Raw genomic sequence first — 19,624 nt, 5'->3', positions numbered from 1 at the left:
GCCGATCATTCGCCTCGCGAGATCACTTTCACCCGCTCGCCATGGCTGATTGCGCCGAAGACCTCGGCGTAACGCAGCGTCGCATTGGCGTGTTCACGCATGATGGCTTCGGCGCGTGCGCCCTGGCGACTGACCAGTGCGTCGAACACCGAGTGGTGTTGCATGTGCGCAAAGTTGAAGCGCCGGTATTCGCGGGCCATGTCTTGACGATCGATCGCCAGCGCCGACACTGAAGCGAAGGGGCGATGGTCGTTGCGCGCCAGGGCTTCGGCAATGGCCGGGTTGGCGCTGCTTTCGACGATGACCTGGTGAAAACGCATGTTGAGGTCATGGAACGCCTCAAGGTCTTCTTCTGTCACGTAGCCTTTGTCGAACAGTGCATCGCCTTGCACCAGGCATTCGCGCAGCGCCGCCTGCGCCTGTTCGCTCAAGCCGCGTTCGGCGCTCTGGCGCGCCGCCAGGCCCTCCAGCACCCCGCGCACCTCCACGGCACCGGCGATATCGTCGGCACTGACCGAGCGTACCTGATAGCCCCGTCCGCCATGGCGCACCAGCAAGCCTTCCTGTTCAAGGGTCACGAAGGCCATGCGCACCGGCATCCGCGAGACGCCGAAACGTTCCGCCGTCGGAATCTCCATCAGCCGTTCGCCGGCCGCCAGTTCGCCCGAAGCGATCATTTTGCGCAGTGCGACCAGCACCATTTGACCCGGTTTGCTCATGCAGGCGACTTCCAGAGGTTGGTTCGCCATAGTAACGCAAGGAGGGGGCGGATGCAGGGGCGACAAGCGCCCCTGGGGGGAGGGGTCAGAGGGACAGTGGGTAGCTGACGATCACGCGGGTCTGATCGAAATCACTGTTGAAACTGCGACGGTTGGTGGCGTTGTTGACCCGCACGCTGAGGTTTTTCAGTGGGCCACTTTGCAGGGTGTAGCTGACCTCGGTGTCGCGTTCCCATTCCTTGCCGTTGCTGCCGGCCTTGGTGGTGGCGTTCTCGCCGTGGCCGTAGCGGGTCATGAGCAATAGGCCGGGAATGCCGACGGCGACGAAGTTGTAGTCATAGCGCGCCTGCCAGGAACGCTCATCGGCGTTACTGAAGTTGCCATTGAACATGTCATTGCCCAGGGTGCGGCCACTGCTGCCATACACGGACATCCAGGCGGTATCGCCGCTGACCTTTTGCAGCCCAAGATACAGGGTATGACCACCCAGGTTGGCCGAGAACAGCCCGTAGGCGGTATGGCTTTGCACGTTACCGATCAGGGCGCTGCCGTCATCCTTGTCGACGAAATAGCCCAGGTTCGCGCCGAGGGTCCAGTCACCGAATTTCTGTTTATGCAGCAGGTTCAGGTAGCTTTGCTGGTAGATGTCTTCGAGTTGCGAATGCCAGGCGCCGATCAGGGTCTGTTGTTCGTTGAAGCGGTATTCGGCGCCGGCATAGTTGAAACCGTCCGACATGACGGTAGGTGCCGCCCAGGCTGAAAGGTCCTGCATGTTCGACGAATTGCGCAGGCTCACGGCGGTGTATCGACCTGCCTGCAGGTTCAGGCCAGAAAGCTCGCGGGACACCAGCATGCTGCCCTGGAAGGTCTGTGGCAGCAGGCGACCGTCATCGTAGCGCAGCAGCGGAACGTCGGGCATCAGTTCGCCCAGCATCAGCTCCGTCTCGGACAAACGCATCTTTGCAGCCACCCCGGCGCGGCCGTAGTTGTCGGCGGAGTGACCATCGTCGTGCACCGGCAGCAGCTCCGAACCGCTGCGCTGAGGGCCGCTGTCGAGCTTGACGCCAAGCATCGCGATACCGTCCAGGCCAAAGCCGATAACGCCAGGGGTGTAGCCGGAACTGAACTTGAGGATCGCGCCCTGGGCCCATTCTTCGATCTTGCTCTTGCTGGCGCCGGGATCGTTGAAGTCACGATTGAAGTAGTAATTTCGCAGCGTCAGGCTGGTCTTGGAATCTTCGAAAAAGCCGCCGCTCTCGGCTTGTGCCGGAGGTAAAAGGGCAAGCGCCATTGCACCGCCGAGCAAAGCCCGGGGAGGGAGAGAAAGGTAAGTCATTATTGTTATTTTCCTGGAGGTGTAGTCGGCAGCGAGGGCAGGGCCTCGCTACCTCTTTTTTGTATCGGCTCAGGCCTGGCTGAGTGCGCTGCCCGGTTGCGCCCGGACCTTGGGCCGCAGTTGCAGCAACACGACGGCGGCCATCAACAATACCCGGTCAAAACCATACTCAACACCTAACCATGCGGCTTACGCTTGAGTATCTGTACTCAATGCGATATACGCATCACAATTCGAGGATTTTAATGAAAATGACTAAGTACCTCGCCGCTCTCGTTGCCGTATTTTCCCTCTCAGTGGGGGTTGCTGATGCGCGGGGTCTGCTGGACTTTGCGCTGCCGCACCATGCCGAGAAAAAGGAATACCACTCGAGTAGCCTGGGGGCCGACGAAGCGCTTGCACTTTATACGGCAAAGCAGCGTCAGAACTCCTTCGAGGCATGTGCTGACCAGTTTCCTGGCAATAAGCCCCTTAACCTTGCCAGCGTGCCAGTGGGCATGAAGCCGATGGCCTTGTGCTCGAACGGTTTTGCGGTCCTCTATTCCCAGACCAGTAAGACCCCGGTGGTGGTGGTGGAACGACTCTCAGCTGCACGGCTGCGGGACGCCAAGGGCGAGGAGCGCACCAACGAGTTCTTTGTTGACCCCCGCATCCCCACCAGTGGTCGCGCCGAGTTGAGTGACTACCGTAGCCAGCAACCCGCCGTGGATAGAGGGCACCTTAGCCCGGCAGCCGATTCCGCCGACCAGCATGCCATGGCACAGTCTTTCGCGCTCTCCAATATGGTGCCGCAGGACCCTTCTTCCAACAGAAAAACGTGGAATAAGGCAGAGCAGGACACCCGCAAGTACGCGCTCCGCGCTTCGGGCAATGTGTTCGTGTTCTCCGGTCCCATTTTTGATGAAGGTCACGAGACCGTAGGGAAGAACAACGTCTGGAAGCCCACACGCCTCTTCAAGCTAGTTTATGACGAAGCGACGGGGCGCGCCTGGGCTTTCGTGTTGCCTAACGCAGAATCCCCCCTGACTCGCCCCATGGATTACGCCACCTTCGTTAAGATGACTGGCATGCGGCTACTTGAGGGCCAACGCGTTACCGGCTCAATTTCATAGCAGGTCAAAGAGGATGCTGTCTCCCTGATGATTTATACGGAAAGGGTCCTGGTTCAGGACAAGATTCGTGCTTTCGCGCCCACGGTGCTTCTTATCGTGGGCGTTTCTCCGCTTGAGCAGCTGCTTGAGTTCTTCCGGGAGAAGCTAGTTTCCCTGTCCATGGAACGCACCTACGCCCAAGCGACGGGGCGGTTCATTGAATGGCTGTCCGTGCGCGCCCATGAGTTCACGGACACCCCCAAGCGCAGCCTGCTGTACACGGCGTTTCTCCATGACCTGCGGTTCGGCACGTACCAAGCGGGCGTCGATGCCTACGGGCTTAACTGGACAGCGACTTCACAGCAAAATGCCAAGCGCCTTACCCGAGCCTTGTTGGAGTTCAGTGATTGGCTGAATCAGCGCCATGGGGCCACGATGCTGAATCCGATTCATCACCAAGCCTCTCCGGCGGACCAGCTTATCTTCTGGCGCAAGTGGAACAAGCAGAAGGCGGCCTCGCTCCTCGCGCATACGAAGCGTCGTACTCGGGCGGAGGAATCTTCTCACCGGGGGCGACAAGCGCGATTGCCCCGAGACCGCAATGGCTTTTTGGCAGAAGCCAAGGCCTTCCCGGCGGAGCGTCTCGATGACTTGATATGGCAAGGGTTTATCAACCCAGGCCGGAAAGCGGATACGCGCCCCTGGGTGAAGTACAACCTACGCGACATACTGATTACGCTTCTCTGTACGTATGGAGGTTGTCGGCCTTCGGAGCCTCTGCACCTATGGGTTGATGACGTATACACCGACCCGGATGACCCCTCGATTGCGCTTGTGCTGGTCCATGAGCCCACGGATGGGCTAGTGGATTATATCAACCCGATAACCGGCAGTAAGCGCAAGACCAATCGAGCCGATTTTCTTCAGCGTTTTTGTGGCGGCAGAAAGCCCCTCACGCAGGAAACAGGCCGCCGCCATTCCGGGTGGAAAGGGTGCTTGCTGACCCATCGGGAGCGCAAGGCCTACCAGGTGTTCTGGATTGATAAGAACGCGGGCCGCTTGTTCCTGACCCTCTGGCGCATGTATATCCAGTATGTGCGCCCGGTGACGCCGCAGGTGCCCTGGGCATTTCTGACCCGAGATGGCCAACCTCTCGGCGTCGAGGGCTTCGACGACTCTTTTAAAGCCGCAGTACGCCGAATCGGCTTGCTCCCTGCCAAATGGGCCGGCACCACGAGCCACGGCCTTCGGCATCGCTACGGCCAATGGCTCAATGACCTGGGGCTCGGCGACAAAGAGGGGCAAGTGGCGATGCACCATCTGAACGCCAAGAGCCAGGAAGTCTATCGGCAGGTGGGCCTGGCCAAGGTGGTGGCTGCCATCGGAAAACTCACAGTGACAGCACTCCCTTCGTTTAAGGACACGGAATGATCTCGATTTGCCATCTCGACGACTACACCACGACGGTCAGTTCGCTAACCGGGCGCACCGTCTATGTGAACAATGATTTGAATCGATACCTAGTGAATCCGCACTGGGCCCCGGCTCCGCTGCCTGGCATTATCGAATCTTGGTTTGTCCGATTGTCTATCGTAGCGAGGGTTGGGCGCCGTCCGCCAGAATCTTTGCAGAATGCAGCTCGGGCACTTTCACATTGCGTTACGCGTGAATCCTTTGCGGAAGCCCTCGATAACCTGCTGGTGAGCGAGCATAAACGTCATGCCGAAATTAAGCCCGCGAAATATTCCCAGCACATCTTGGTCGAATTGCTGGTGCAGCTATGGCATGCGGGGCTCATTGCGTGGCCTGGCCGCAATCAAGAGCCGTTCAACATGCCTATCATCCATATATCAAATGCTGGATTCGGCAACGCACCCCCGGCGTATCTGACAACAATTCATTCATATTTAAGCCGCGACCTTGAAAGCAAAGACGCCAATTTTGGGGACACTGCAAAGTTTCGGTTCCTGTTGGACAACCTGCTTAGCCGGTGTGGAATCGAAGATATTGGCGACATTACTCCCGAAACCTTTCAGCTTACGGTTGAGCGCAGTCGATTGGGTAAGCTGCACTCCGTAGCGATACAGCCTGTCCTGGGCATGCTGCGTGAGCAATATCCTGATGTGGCCATCAACTGGACTCCCGACGATTTTGGCTTCTTCAAGAACAAGATGGGCCATTTGGCTCGGGACGACAACTTCAACTGGCTGCTTGCCAAAGAGCCTGAAATGGCCGATTGGGTCCGGCTGGCCATTGAGCACCTAGAAGCGAACCCGGCCAACTTCAAGAAGCGCAAGTCGTCGGTCAACAACTTCTTGAAGCATTACCACGAACATCCGGAGTTGCCTCGAAACCCCGCCGCTTATTTTGACATCCGCCGGAGGCCCACTGAGCTTTATGTGGTGCCTGGCAAGAAGGGCCGGCAAACCATGACGGTCCTTCATGAATTTCACAATGAGGTGCTGTTTAAGGTCTGTGCCCAGCCCGATGATAATGAGGTCCCTATTCTGAGGCCGGGCTTTGCGAACCCCTTGCCCAAAGGCACCTATAAGAACGTGAATCAAGGGGAGACTCATCGGGAAGCCATGCCTACGCGGCTCATTAGTCTTGCCAAGCATATCCTGACCGAAAACGACTTTGCCTGGGCGAAGGAGGCTGGACGAATCAAGGATACCTTCCGGTGGCTTAACCCGGTAACGGGGCAATACGAGACCGTATGGAGCCCGGTGCGCGCGTACACGCTTCTTATCAAGCTTCTGCTGCCGGCACGGACTTATCAGGTGCGCATGCTGGACAGTGGAGAGGGCGATACCTATCGCTACGGCAAGGATGGCCTTTGGGACACGAACCTAGGGCTTCACCATCCCAAAGCCGGTGGCGAGCCCGTAGAACGCGGGGTATTCAGAAAATACAAGCGAAAAGATGGAACCGATGGCTCCGTCTTTTACTTCAACACGAACAAGACCGGTGATGCCGACAAGGAGGTCAAGGGCTACGTGATGCCCTGGGAGAAGCATGATGCGCTGACCCTTTTGTCTGAGTTTCGGGACTGGCAGGAAAAATACAATCCCGTGAAGGGCCCCACCCCTTGGACCGACATCCTCGAGCTCAAAAAGGTCAAGCACGTGGAGGACTTGGAGAAGATGGGCGCGAATTACTTCCTGTTCCGCGACCCTGCGAACCAAACCCGGCCCGACATGCCCGTGACCGACGTGCGTATCCGAAATCTGTGGCTCAAGCTGATGGACGAGATGGAACGCCGGCTGGCCGATGCCGGGGATACTTTGAGCAACGGGGACCCCATTCGCTTGGTGCTGACCCGGGATAAGAAAACGGGCCAACCCTCCACAGCCACCTTTGACCTCCATAGCCTTCGGGTCTCCCTTATTACGGCCATGTACGAGGAGGGCGTGCCGCCCGAGTACCTGATGAAGATTGTGGGACATGCGACGGTGCTCATGACCCTCTACTACACCAAGCTCCACGTGGAAACTTTGACGCTTCGCATGGACGAGGCGCTCCTGGAGCGGCAACGCAAATCCCAAGCTGAAATGGCGGGATTCATCAAGTGTGCAAGCCGTCAGGAACTGGAGCAGGCGGTGGCCTACCGGCATCCCTCCGCCCTCGATGCGGCAAGCGGCGGCACAGGGGTAGGCCTATTGGTGATGGACCATGGCATTTGCCCTGTCGCGGCCAAGCGCTGCCACGAAGGCTTGGTGGTCCAAGACCTCACCAGTAATGTCACCCGCTTTCAGGCGGTGCCCGGCGGTGCATCTAATTGTGCACGGTGCCGGTTTTTCATGACAGGCCCGGCCTTCCTATTTGGACTGGAGGCCCACGTCAATGACTTGTCGTATCGGCTGAAGAAGGCATCGCTCACCTTCGAAAAAGCCCAGGAACGGTTTGATTCCTTGTCGGATGCTCACGCTGACGCCTTGAGTGGAGGCGCCCCCTTCCATAAACAACGCGAGCTGGAGATTGCAGAGACCGCCTTTGAGTCCTCTACGGCTGAGGTGGACGAAATCGCCTTAAGCCTACAAGCCGCGTATGCGCTTACCGAGCAGTGCATCCGCATTGCAGCCCAAGACAAGGGTGATGGTTTGGCCCTGGTCGTGGCGGGTGGCACTGGTCAGCTTGAAGCGGTCTTGTCGGAAGGCCATGAGTTCGAGCAGCTGAATCGAATCTGCGTTAATGCCACCCTTTACGACGGGCTGAACATCAATTGGCGGCAACCCAACCTGGAGCGCGCTCGCCTGTTTGACCGAATGCTGCGAAATTCTGGCCATGAGCCCCGGTTTTCCTTGCTGGATGACGAAGACGCCTTGCACGTGGCCAATGCCATGGGGCAATTCCTCTATGCTCGGCTGGAGGCCAACACAGTGCATGCCTTGGTAGATGGGCGAACGACTTTGAGCGCCGTGGGGCTGGACAAGGCTTTCGCTACCCAATTGGACTTCATGAAGCCCAAGACCTTCGGCTTTGCGCAATCGGCAAATTTGTTGGAGCAAGTATGATGAGCAACGGCCTCCCCCTCACTGCCCCGGATATTCTGAAGGACGCGCGACAGCTATATCAGGCCCACCGGGCTGCCGCCAGCAAGTCCTCGAAGGTTGAGAACCTTGATAAAGTCTGGGAGGCGCTGAACGCGATACGGGACGATGGCGACCGCGACTATTCGCTGGCCGAAGTGGGTCGGCGCCTGGAGTCCATCGGCGGGCCCAAGACGCAAAGCCTGCGCAATACCCAAGGCGCGTACTATCGGGAAATCATCACGGCCTTCGCCAGTGCCGTCAGCGGCTCCACCCGATATGTGGCCAAGAGCAAGTCAAACGTCGAACAGGCCCTGGAGCTGATAACCGACCCCAGCATCCGAGCAACCCTCCGGGTCGCACTGGACGAGGCCAAGCGGCTCAAGGTGACCAACGACAACCTTCACGCGGCCTTTAAGGGGCTTCAGGTCGGAGCTTCTATTACGCCGACATCGCCCGAGGCCCCCGCTGCCTTACCCGCTCCGGTCGCGGCATCTCCCGAATTGTCGCCCCGCCTGCGAAATGCGCTTAGCAAAGGTATTGACCCTTCCCGCTTGGCGCAACAAGGCCTCAGCATCACGGATGATGGTGGTATTCAAAATGAACATGGAGACAAGGTGTTCCCGCCTGCCTTTGTGCTTGCCATTCAAACAATTCTGCAAAACTAGGTGCGTAATTGCACTGACTTGACCACTCATTTGCATTGCCACTGACAAGCCAATTGCATCCGTGCTGACCAACCGTTTGCATTCGACTTGATCAGCACACACCGTACTGACGACGGGCAGAGAACTGCGGATCTCTGCCCGTCGTGGAGGGCAGATGTCGACCCATAGCAGCCGGAGAGCAACGGAAGAGTTCGGCCAGAAGCAGCAGGCAACGCTCACACGAGGCGTGTCTTAGCCGCGAGAACCGACCAAGCCTTGACCTCCTGAAGCGACACATCGGCCTCAATACTCGCTTTCCCGGAGTTCCCGCTCTACCTCCTGTTCAATGAAGTGTTCAAGCTGTTCACGATGTTCCTTTAGCCACATGCGGACGTTGTCGTTGGTTTCGATGTCGAAGTGGGCGTCCAGAGCTGCGAGCTTTTGGCGGTAATGATCGCTAGCTGGCCCGCTCCAGGCCCCAGTGAAATTGTTGGCGTGTAAGCCACGCCGAACCTGCTCAATTGCACCGTAACGCTCAAGAATTTTTCGCGCGAAGTTGGCCGGCTCATCCGGTCTAGCGATGATCGGTGGGCAACGCTCGGCAAGAAGCCCTGCGCGATGTATGGCGTCGACATCCACCCATTCAAAGACTAAGGACTCCGGTATGGCCTCAAGGGCTGACCCGTCGGCCTCACTTATCGATAGGCCACCTCGAAGCCAGCTCAACAGATGCCAAGTCCCTACATCTTTTCGTTGCATTTCTAGCCGCAGCGCAATTGCTCTCCAGATGATGGAGGGCTTTGCCTGCGCTGCCCTAGACAGGAACTTCCACGAATCTGGGCGGTAGCCATCGGTAATGCTGTTGACATTAGCGAAATTAGCAATGCAGCTCACCGCTAGCCTCGCCCCAGCATCGGGATTGAAGTCAAGCAGTCGGTTCGCGAGCTCCTTCCAGCGGAACTGCAGCATGGTGTTCGAATGCTCCCTCGGCGCCCCTTCAACGAACACTGCCGAACTCAACACTCGCTCGATGCGGGTCGAAAGGGCGCTGAATTCGTTGGCGTGACCTCGCAGCCGTGAATCAAGAAAATCCAGCGCTGCATCGAGCGCATTCGGGTCATCGCTCTCCAGTAGCAGATCGACAATGCTTTCAAATACATCTCGTGGCAGTTGGTTGACGATACCGCCATAGACGAATAAGCGAAAAGCCGTCGGGTCGATATCGCCTTGTTGCCCCATTGCCAGGAGGAACCTAGCTATGCGGTCGCTCATCCCCGAGCGCCAGATGAGACCAAGCGCGGAACTGCGAAGCTCAGCGTTCTCAAACAGCTTTTCGACGGTGTGTTCCCACCAGTCAATGTTCTTGACGTGACATGCGGAGAGATAGCCACCAATGAAGAAGTCGGATCGCTGTTCGCCAGCTTTGATCCATGCCGAAACAATGGAGGGCCATAATTGAAGGTCATCGGTTTGACCGAGAAGCTGCCCAAATTGGAATCCGTTCTTTGCCTTGTCCGTGATAAGCCATGCCAGCTCGGGAACCAACAACTCCGGGTTTGCTACAACGTCGGCGGCAAGCTGCATCAGCTCCGCCCCCGCTGCATCAGAGTACTCGCCCTCAGAGTCGAAGTTGTCTTCGATCAGCTTCATACCTGCATGGCGGTGAAGTTTGTTCGAGAAAGAAGACTCAGTAAGGTCAGCCCGGATAGCGTGGAGTTCAGATCTAACCGCTTCAGACAAAGCTTTGCCTTCGTAGTGAAGGGTGGCCACGATGGTCTCGATGCAATGCTCGCGCAAGCCTGGTATCACTGCGGCTCGGCGCAGAAAGACGAGGATCGTTTCGGTCAGCGGGACGATCAAGATAAGGCTTCTGACGTGGTTCAAGATCGCCGTCGCTGCCCCAGTTGCTTCTGCAGCTGGCAGGTAGTCGACAGCTTCTTCCAGTAGCCTCACATGGGCAGCATACGCGTCGTATAGCTCGCCGTAGGTCTCCGGCGTCCAGCGGTCGGGCAGACGCCTCAATCCGATCACTTCCTCGATGCAAATCCGACTCATGAATGGGTCAAGGCTTTTGCCCAAGGCCTGAACGGCAATATCCCTTCGGAACGGCACCTCGCTGTGCAGCAACTTGCGCAAGTAGTCGATCTTGTCGACGGGCGACAGTTCAGAAGCGGCAACAGTGCCATGTCCAAGGCTAAACAGTGAGATGAACACGCCGGTCGAGTTGTTAGACCAACTCTCGTTTTCGGACTCGGCCAGCAGCAGCAAGCATTCCGCGGCTTCAAAGAACGTTTCAGCGGGGATTGTAAGTTGCTCGAGCCGGTGGACGGCGGTGCGTCGCGCATCTCCGATGAACTTACGGCGACTCTCAACTGTTTCAGAACCCAAGGCAGCAGCAAAACGGCGCAGGGCTACCTTGGGTTTAGCCTGCGCTATCGCGAAAAAAAGACTGGCGCCACTGGCGGTTTTGTAGCCCGAAAGAGACTTAAATACTCCGTCCTCTCCCATCAGACGATCCGCCCATGCTGTCGCTGCCTTTGACTCCCTGGCGAACTCAAGCATTGCATCGAAATGCTGCTGCATACGGACCTCGAGTCCCTCTCGAAGTTGCAGGACATCTACCATGTGGGCGTACTGCTCAAACCAACTCTTCCACATGGCAACGTGGAGGAGTTTCGGAGATATCAGCAGCGTTCGTGGCCCCTGTAGCACCCGTCGTTTTCGCAGCGCGAAGACAGAGAGTGACAGCCTGTGCTGAGAAAAACTCGGGTCTATATACTTCAACGAGGCCAACACCGCAGTCTGTACCGCCGGCCCTTCTGCAGTATCCCATGCAACCTGCCGGAACAGCGCCAGCGTCCGGATCACTGCCAGCTTGTCTTGGCCCTCAGATGAATCGATGTTGTGGGGCGCACACACAATACGGTCCCAGAGTCGATCCAGGTGAGCCAGTTGCTGAGCTGGATGCTGGTCAGGGTTGTTCTGAATATATTGGCCAAGCCGGTGAGCCGCCCGAGGCGAACCCTCGCACAAGCTTGCTAACCAGCTTGCGCTGTCCAGAGGAATTCCATAGCCCAGGAAAATATCTGCGACCACAGGTTGTTCGAGTCGCGGCACATCGATGACCTGCGTGTTCACATGAGCACTGGCAGGCTCAGCCACATTGTCTGCTGTTACGAGTAGCATCTTGATCGCCAGCTTCTTGAATAACGCCGTCAACCCTTCTGCAGTTTCTAGGTCGCATTCATCTGCGACCAAGATGATGGTGGTATTCCGTGCCATCTGCCGTAATGCCATCATCGGCCCGCTATCCAGGGCCCCCTCTGGATCCCGGCAGTACAGGACACAGCCACTGAGTTGCGAAGCACTGAGCGCACGATACATAAGGTGTGTCTTTCCGGCTCCTGCGTCTCCCAGCACACGCACGTGCTCGAATCCATTAACACTGTCGGCAGCTCGCTTTATTTGCTCAGCCGCTCTGTCAAGTTCCTCCGTCGGCTGGTAAACGTTGATCTCGAGGTCGCAGGAGTCAGCCATGAACGACAGGTCATGGAAGACGGCGTCGTCGAAGCCCTGAACGCTGTTCAGTCGCATTGCAATACCGGGTGCCAGTACTTTGATCGCCGAGCATAGCTGGTTCGCCCGGATAATCCGCACTGCGACATGCGCGAACGACGGATCAATTGCCGTCATGAACTCGCTGACTTGAGTCGCCCCGTGATCATCTGCGGCGCCGACCAGATCGGAGCCGAAAAGCACCACGATAAAGGTCCCGCCGTTCTCGAAACAGCTAAGCACTCGTGGCTGGAGTTCCTCCTTTGTACGCTGGTGGTCGCCTTTGGCGAACTTAGGCTGGACGAGCAGCGATCGAATATCAGAGGGCGTCGATGCAGAGAAGCTTCCAGTCTTGATTTGGTAGCGGGTCAGACCTTCGGAAATTAGGCCTGCTGGTAGCAAAGCTCCGGACAGGCCAGCGACGGCGACTTCGGCGTCGATTCCGCCATCGGCAATGTTGATTGCTGCCGGTACATCGACGCCGGTGATAGGAATGCCGGCCTTGTTGGCCTCGATTACAAGAAGTTGTCGGAACAGTTCGACGGCTTGGCCAGCCTCGATCTGGATCAGGTCATCAGTCCTGACGTCAAACGGTCCTAGTGTGTCGGTCGGTAGAGCCATCGCTGATCCTCAGGTGAGGCATAAAGTATCCCACATGGCCTTGTACGCTGCACCCGCGGCATTTGATTCCGAAACGGCCCCTAGGTCTTCTCCTCGTCGGAGATTTGTAGCTCGTTCTCCGCTGGTCATTTCGTAGGCGTCACTTTCATGCCTTTGCGCATACGAATGTAATGCTCTGTCACGCCCACAGTAGTGTTTCCAACTGATTGCAGTCACGTACATAGACCGGTGGATGCCTTGAAATTAGTGGAGCGGTGAAGGGAATCAAACCCTCGTTATCAGCTTGGGAAGCTTCTAGTGAGAGGAAGCATGGTGCGAGTTTGATAGGCCGCTAACGACCCATAGCGGACATTCGTAAGAGGGCGAGACGGCTATGCTGTGTCACGAAAAAACACTGCTGACACCGCCTGATGGCGTCATGTTTGTATGTAGGTGGTAACCGAGGCAACTACTCAAGCCTCCATAACTCTTCCTCACGGCAGGAAAGCTGGACCAAGCAAATTTCGATATAAAAAATGCCGCGTAACGGAGCAGCTGGTACACAGCTCCGACGCGGCAAAAAGCTCTGTTAGACCAGAGCGGCGATGACCCCGCAGGGGTTCGGTTTACATGGCCCAGTGCAGCATTGCCAACACCAGTGCGCCAAGGAATACGGTTTCTCCCACCATCAATAGAATGGGTTTGATCCCCACCGAGGCCAGCTCCTTGAGCTGCGTCTTCATGCCCAGTGCGCTGATGGCGATCACCAGGCACCAGCGTGACAGGCTGTTGCCGGCGTCCTGAACCATCTGTGGAATGACCCCGGTGCTGTTGACTGCGGCAAAGATTACAAATCCCACCGCGAACCACGGCAGCAGCGGTGGTCGCTTGCTGCCAGGTTCGACGCCGCGGGCGCGGGTGATCATGGCCGCACACAGAATTACCGGTAGCAGCATCGCCACGCGCATTAGCTTCACCACCGTGGCGCTGTCGCCGGTCTCGTGTGACATGCCGTAGCCGGCGCCAACTACCTGGGCGACATCGTGAATGGTCCCGCCGAGGAAAAAGCCTGCGTGGAGTGGGCTCAGGTTGAAGAATTGGGCGATCATTGGGTAAACGATCATTGCCATGGTGGACAGCGCCGAAACGCCAATGACCGTGAACAGCGTCGCTCGCTCTTTCTTCTCATGACTGGGCAGCGCTGCCGCCAGGGCAAGGGCCGCCGACGCGCCACAAATTGCGGTGGCGCCGCCGGTAAGCAGGCCGAACAAGGTGCTGAAGCCCATGGCGCGAGCCGCGACGATGGACACCAGGATCGTCACCACCACCAGCGTCACCACCATCACAACCGGCTGCCAGCCAAGGGCAACGATCTGCTCCAGGGTGATGCGAATGCCCAGCAACGCAACACCGACCCGGAGGATCTCGCGGGCTGTGAACTCGATGCCCGGCTTGCACACCCCGTCACCGGAAAGGAAATTCATCGCCATGCCCAGTAGAAGTGCGAAGAGCATCACCGGCGCGCCGTAGTGCTCGGAGAGGAATGTGGCCGCAGCGGCGACCATGGCGCTGACGATAAAGCCGGGCATCAGCAATTGGCTGCGTACCCCCAGCGAGGCAATGGTTGCGGAGCTCATGCAAGACTCTCCTGGGGCCAGGGCAGTGGTTGTGTCACGGGCAGTTTGATGGGGGCGTTCATGACATTCTTCCGGCCGGCGTCGCACCTGCGACTGTCGGCATCAGTTTCTGGATATCGCGTTGGTAGTGGCGCTTGCCGTAGCAGAACACGAGGGCTGCTGCGATGCTGATCAGTGGGATCATCTGGAAAGCACGATCAAGGCCAAAGGCGTCAGCCAGCAGGCCCGTGACATAGGGGCCGGGCCCTTGGCCAAGCAGGTTATTGGACAAGGCCAGAATGGCAAAGGCCGTGCCGTGCACCGAAGGGTGGGTCAAGTTGGCGATGGCGGCGCCGGCGGGGCCAAACGTGCCAGTGACCACCAGCATGGCCAGAGCGATGACTACCAGTTGGGCCACTCCGGGGGGCAACAGCATGGCCGCTGACAGCAATAGGCTAGTGATCAGGCAGTAGGCGACGGCCAGGGAAATCTTGCGCTCGGGAGCTTTGCGGCACAGGCGGTCGCTGAGGATGCCGCAGAGGATCATGCCGGCGCCACCCGCCAGGATCAGGGCGGCGGAGATCATGCCAGCCCGATCGGTGCCCATGTGGTAGTAACGGTTCAGGTAGCTGGGCAACCAGGCTATCAACGAGGCGCCGATGAACATCTGCAGGCCGCTGCCGATATAGGCACTGATGACCGAACGACTGGCAAACAGCGAACGTAGTGGACTCTTGCCGTTTGCTTCGGCGTGTTGGTTTGCGGTCTGAGTGCAGTTGTCCAGGCGCCGCTCTTTTACGACCACTGGATAGATGATGGCGAGCGTCAGACCGAATATCGCCATGACGATGAAAGCAGAGCGCCAGCCCAGGTGCGCGGCGATGATGCCACCAAGCGCCATGCCCAGTACGGAGCCAAACATGGCGCCAGCCATGAAGGTGCTGATGAGGGTCGCACGCATCTGCTTGGGAAAGACGGAAAGCACTACAGCTACGCCGACGCTGGCATAGGCTGCCTCGCCGATGCCGACCAACGACCTGGCGAGAAGCATGTGTTGGTAATTTTGTGCAAAGCCGGAGCCCAGTGTAGCCAAGCTCCAAATCGCGGCCATCAGCACCAGGCTGCGGACCCTGCCCCAGCGGTCGGCCATTAATGACATGGGTACGGTCAACAGGCCCACCATCAGACCGACGATGCCGCTCAGCAGGCCGAGCTGGGAGTCGCTCAGTGCCCACTCGGATTTGAGCAGCGGAAAGATTGCGTTGAGCACTTGTCGTGACATGTAGTCTGAAATCAGCAGACCGAAACTGAGTGCAAATACGCACCAGGCATACAGTCGGGGCGTGCTGGCGGTTGAAGTTTCGATAGTGTCAGCAAGGGCGTGGTGAACATTCATGGCGATTCCTTGTATCTGCGCTTCTTGTTGTTATTGGATTGTCTTGATCGGACTCGTGAACCGGGCCTTGAGTAGCGCCCGGCTCGGGCAAGCATGGGAACGTGTTACTACCCGCCCGAGCGCGTTGAGGGAGGCAGGCCCTCAGGCGGTGGGCAGTCGGTAGTCCTGGAACGTCTCGCGAAGCTTGTTCTTCAACATCTTGCCGGTCGCGCCGAGTGGGATGCTGTCGACGAATACCACATCATCCGGGGTCCACCATCTGGCGATCTTGCCTTCATAGAATCCAAGCAATTCGTCGCGCGAAAGTTCGCTGCCGGGTTTGCGGGTCACGACCAGGAGCGGGCGTTCATCCCATTTCGGGTGGTAGGCCGCAATACACGCAGCCATCGCAACCGCAGGGTGGGCCATGGCGATGTTTTCCAGATCAATGGAACCGATCCACTCACCTCCGGACTTGATGACATCTTTGCTGCGGTCGGTGATCTGCATGAAGCCCTCGGCATCGATGGTCGAGACATCGCCTGTCGGGAACCAGCCATCCACCAGCGAATCCCCGGCGTCGCTCTTGTAGTAGGAGGAGATGATCCAGGGACCGCGTACCATCAGTTCGCCCGAGGTTTTGCCGTCGCGGGGGAGTTCTTTGCCATCATCGCCGACGATCTTCATGTCGACGCCGTACACGACCCGGCCTTGTTTGGCCTGCAGGACGCGGCGGTCGGCGCTGTCCATGGCGAGGTGCCTGGCCTTGGGGGTGCAAACGGTCCCGAGCGGACTTAGCTCGGTCATGCCCCAGACGTGCAGCACCTGTACGTCATAGCGGTCCTCGAAGGCCGCCATCATGGCCGAAGGGCAGGCCGAGCCACCGATTATCGTCCGGCGCATGGTCGAGAATGTCTTGCCCGTTGCCTCGACATGGGCGAGCAGACCTTGCCAGACGGTGGGCACGCCGGCGGACAGGGTGACTTTCTCCGCCTCGAACAACTCGTAGAGCGATGCGCCGTCGAGCAACGGTCCGGGTAAAACAAGTTTGGCGCCGACCATGCAGGCCATGTATGGCAAACCCCAGGCGTTGACATGGAACATCGGCACCACCGGCAGGACGGTGTCGCGCGCCGAGCAGTTCAAGGCATCGGGGAGGGCGGCGGCATGGGTGTGCAGAAGCGTCGAGCGGTGGCTGTAGAGCACGCCTTTGGGATTGCCAGTAGTACCTGAGGTATAGCACAGCGACGATGCGCTGTTTTCGTCGAAGATTGGCCACACGAAGTCATCGGTGTGGGTTGCGATCAAATCTTCGTAGCACAGCAGATCGGGGATCGAGGTAACCGCCGGCATATGCGCTCGATCGGTCATGAGCACGAAGCGGGTGATAGTCGAGACTTTGTCGGCGATGGATTCGACCAGCGGCAGGAAGGTCAGATCGAAGAAGAGCACGCGGTCTTCGGCGTGGTCGGCAATCCACTGCACCTGGTCGGCATGCAGGCGTGGGTTCAACGTGTGCAGCACGGCACCCGAGCCGGATACAGCGTAGTACAGCTCCATGTGGCGGTAACCGTTCCAGGCGAGCGTTCCGACGCGGTCACCAAAGCTGACGCCGAGCGTGGCGAGCGCATTGGCCAGGCAGCGTGCGCGCTGCCCGAGGTCGCGATAGGTTTGCCGATGGATATCGCCTTCTACGCGGCGAGAGACGACTTCCTGGTCGCCGTGGTGGCGCTCGGCATGGGTGAGGAGCGTCGAAATAAGCAGCTCCTGTTGCTGCATCAGTCCATTCATGTTGGACACCGTCTTATTGTTGTTCATGTGAAATACCTTGGCGTATAGCCAACGAGGGACCGACTCAGTTGTCGTCCAGTTGTTCGAGGAACTCGAGAAGCAACGCGTTGATCTGCTCTGGCGCTTCTTCCGCCGCGGCGTGGCCCACACCGGCTAGCAGTGCCTTCCTGCGCAGCCCGACCAGGTAGGTTTCGAGCTGGTCATATAGCCCGCGAATCTGTGGCGGCTCGATGGAGGGGTCGTTGGCACCGCCGATGAACATGCTGGGCTGCTTTATCACTGCGCCATCGAGAAAAGCGGAGATCTCCCAGTTGCGGTCGCGGCAGCGGTAGTAGTTCAGGGGTCCGGTGAAACCGGCACGGGTGTACTCCTCCACGTAGTAGTCAATCGCTTGCGGGCTCAACCAGGCGGGGAACGCAACAGGGTCGGTGAAAGCATTGAGGATGGGCTCGTCCGGCTCGATGAACAGGCGCCAGCGCTCGGCACCGACCGCATCGCCCGAGACCGAGTAGAAGATGCTGCGCAAGGTCTTGCGCGTGTCGGCGGCCAGTTCACGGTCCGGCTTTTCCAGCTGCTGGAAGTACAGGTGGTGGTAGCCCTTGCCCTTGGCCATCGCCCGCAGCCCATCCGTGGGCCTGATCCGGCCGCGCGGAGGCACTGGCGTGTTCAGCATGACCAGTGCACGAAACAGCTCGGGGCGCAGCATGGCGCAGGCTTGGGCTACCCAGGCACCGAGGTCGTGGCCGACGACGATCGCCGAGGTTTCGCCCAGGGCCTCCATCAGGCAGACGATGTCACCCACCGCTTGGCTCATGTCATAGGCCTCTACCGCCGCTGGGCTATCGGACATGCCGAAACCTCGCAGGTCAGGCGCGACCACCCGATAACCAGCAGCTGCCAAGGCCGGGATCTGTCGCCGCCACATGTACCAGAGGTAGGGGAATCCATGTAGGAGGATGATCAGGGGGCCCTGGCCTTCCTCGACGTAGTGCATCCGGATGCCGTTGATCTCAACGAAGTGGTGAGCGAACGCGTCTGGAGCGTCAACGTCCCGCAGGGGCTGGTCCTGGAAATTTTCCAAATTCATCGCAGTACTCGTCATCTTGTTGTTGTACGAGAAGAGCTTGACGAGATAGGGGTGGTTGAGTTTGGCTATTCAGGACACCAACTTATCAAAACGGGACGGGTGATCGCATGTCCAGCCTGATTCGCAGTGCCTGTTTGACCGGCTATGCGTCCATCGCCCACGCAGTTGGGCTGGACCCGTTCCGGATGTTGCGGCTGGCCAAATTGCCCCCCCGCGTGCTTGACGATCCGAATCTTCTGATCAACGGCTATTCGGTTTGCTGGCTGCTGGAAGAGTCGGCACGGCTTTCCGGCCAGGAAGCCTTCGGCCTGTTGATGGCGGAGCGCCGAGACTTGGCCGACTTTGGCATGCTGGCCCTGATGATGCGTGAGGAGCCCACTCTGCGCGCGGCGATGGAGTCGTCTGCGCGCTATATGCGGCTTCATAACGCCGGTGTGCAGTTGCGCCTTGAAGACGCCGGAGATCTGGTGCTTCTACATGTGGATATCCAGCAGAAATACCCGGGGCTTTTGCGTCAGGTGGTCGAAATCTCAACAGGTATTATTTTTCGATCCTATCGGGCGCTCGCGCACGATGCTTTCAAACCGGTGAACATCTGTTTCAGCCACGAACGTCCAGCCAAGATGGACGTTCATCGCCGGGTGCTCGGAACGGCAATCGACTTTGGGCAGGAGTTCAACGGCATTGTCTGTCGGGCTCGCGACGTGGACCTGCCCATTGCCGCTGCCACACCCAAGCTCAATCGAGAAGTGAAGCGCTGGCTGGACATGCAGTTGACGGACCAGGGCGATGAGCCTCTGGATCAGGCGCGCCAGGTCATAAGGGTGTTGCTGCCCACCGGAACCTGTTCGATCGATCGTGTCGCCGAGCACTTGGGGTTGCATCGCCGCACACTCAATCGGCGCCTGGCGGAAGTTGGCGAGACGGGGCTTTCCGTGGTCAATGCGGTGCGCGTCGAACTCGCCGAAGAGTATCTGTTGACCAGCAAGCGCAAGCTCTACGAAATCGCGGGGCTGGTGGGTTTTTCATCCGGTGCGGATTTCTCTCGCTGGTTCCGTCACCAGTTCAGCATGTCCCCGTCGGAGTGGGCCACACAGCATCGTGCGCGGGCGGCAACCGGGACCACCCAAATCGCACCGAGCCCTCCCGGAAAGCCTTGACGAAGCCGGATACCCAGCTGCCCTCGTTGTCCGAAAATGCCAACAAGTTGTCCCGTCTTGCAAAAGCCGGGGCGACGGCAATCCCTAGCATCTCTCCAAGGAACCGAAACGGTGCCAC

12 protein-coding genes are annotated in these 19,624 nt (G+C 58.5%); 5 read left to right on the top strand and 7 right to left on the bottom strand.

Annotation, left to right across the window (positions count from 1 at the left end):
- Positions 1-5 precede the first annotated feature (5 nt).
- Positions 6-719, bottom strand: coding sequence for a GntR family transcriptional regulator (locus CGA21_RS21605; RefSeq protein WP_110754631.1), 714 nt, complete (start codon positions 717-719; stop codon positions 6-8).
- Positions 720-804: 85 nt separating this feature from the next.
- Positions 805-2,010, bottom strand: coding sequence for an OprD family porin (locus CGA21_RS21600; protein WP_411157086.1), 1,206 nt, complete (start codon positions 2,008-2,010; stop codon positions 805-807).
- Between the two features lie 290 nt (positions 2,011-2,300).
- Here CGA21_RS21600 and CGA21_RS21595 point away from each other — a divergent pair, with 290 nt between their 5' ends.
- From CGA21_RS21595 to gmtX, 4 genes are read left to right on the top strand one after another with little or no spacing between them, the layout of a single operon-like run.
- Positions 2,301-3,167 (top strand): DNA/RNA non-specific endonuclease, encoded by an 867-nt coding sequence (locus CGA21_RS21595; protein ID WP_188265000.1) that lies wholly within the window; start codon positions 2,301-2,303, stop codon positions 3,165-3,167.
- 27 nt (positions 3,168-3,194) lie between these two features.
- Positions 3,195-4,577 carry a gamma-mobile-trio recombinase GmtY gene (gmtY, locus tag CGA21_RS21590; protein WP_160388723.1) on the top strand — a complete coding sequence of 461 codons (1,383 nt, stop codon included), beginning with the start codon at positions 3,195-3,197 and terminating at the stop codon, positions 4,575-4,577.
- Complete coding sequence (locus CGA21_RS21585) at positions 4,574-7,660, top strand: VPA1269 family protein (RefSeq protein WP_160388724.1); 3,087 nt, start codon at positions 4,574-4,576, stop codon at positions 7,658-7,660. Before gmtY ends, CGA21_RS21585 begins: the two co-directional genes overlap by 4 nt.
- The gene (gene gmtX, locus CGA21_RS21580; protein WP_160388725.1) at positions 7,660-8,343 is read left to right on the top strand and encodes a gamma-mobile-trio protein GmtX; all 684 of its coding nucleotides are present in this window, start codon (positions 7,660-7,662) and stop codon (positions 8,341-8,343) included. The genes CGA21_RS21585 and gmtX overlap by 1 nt, the downstream gene beginning before the upstream one ends.
- Before the next feature lie 282 nt (positions 8,344-8,625).
- Here gmtX and CGA21_RS21575 read toward each other — a convergent pair whose 3' ends face one another.
- The 5 genes from CGA21_RS21575 to CGA21_RS21555 all read right to left on the bottom strand — a co-directional run bounded on the left by CGA21_RS21575 (position 8,626) and on the right by CGA21_RS21555 (position 18,346).
- Positions 8,626-12,498, bottom strand: coding sequence for a hypothetical protein (locus tag CGA21_RS21575; protein ID WP_188264999.1), 3,873 nt, complete (start codon positions 12,496-12,498; stop codon positions 8,626-8,628).
- A gap of 605 nt (positions 12,499-13,103) precedes the next feature.
- Positions 13,104-14,114 (bottom strand): YeiH family protein, encoded by a 1,011-nt coding sequence (locus tag CGA21_RS21570; protein WP_160388728.1) that lies wholly within the window; start codon positions 14,112-14,114, stop codon positions 13,104-13,106.
- 58 nt (positions 14,115-14,172) lie between these two features.
- The gene (locus tag CGA21_RS21565; protein ID WP_160388729.1) at positions 14,173-15,489 is read right to left on the bottom strand and encodes an MFS transporter; all 1,317 of its coding nucleotides are present in this window, start codon (positions 15,487-15,489) and stop codon (positions 14,173-14,175) included.
- Between the two features lie 141 nt (positions 15,490-15,630).
- Positions 15,631-17,286, bottom strand: coding sequence for a 3-(methylthio)propionyl-CoA ligase (locus CGA21_RS21560; RefSeq protein WP_305989803.1), 1,656 nt, complete (start codon positions 17,284-17,286; stop codon positions 15,631-15,633).
- Between the two features lie 37 nt (positions 17,287-17,323).
- A complete protein-coding gene (locus tag CGA21_RS21555; protein WP_223194218.1) occupies positions 17,324-18,346 on the bottom strand; it encodes an alpha/beta fold hydrolase in 1,023 nt (340 codons plus the stop codon).
- Positions 18,347-18,453: 107 nt separating this feature from the next.
- Here CGA21_RS21555 and CGA21_RS21550 point away from each other — a divergent pair, with 107 nt between their 5' ends.
- Positions 18,454-19,506, top strand: coding sequence for an AraC family transcriptional regulator (locus tag CGA21_RS21550; RefSeq protein ID WP_160388730.1), 1,053 nt, complete (start codon positions 18,454-18,456; stop codon positions 19,504-19,506).
- Positions 19,507-19,624: the final 118 nt, after the last annotated feature.

Origin of the sequence: Pseudomonas sp. PSB11, from assembly GCF_014596605.1 — a bacterium.
Classification (GTDB): Bacteria; Pseudomonadota; Gammaproteobacteria; order Pseudomonadales; family Pseudomonadaceae; genus Aquipseudomonas; species Aquipseudomonas umsongensis.
The sequence above is the reverse complement of the archived record's forward strand: the minus strand, read 5'-3'. Positions and strand labels throughout refer to the sequence as shown.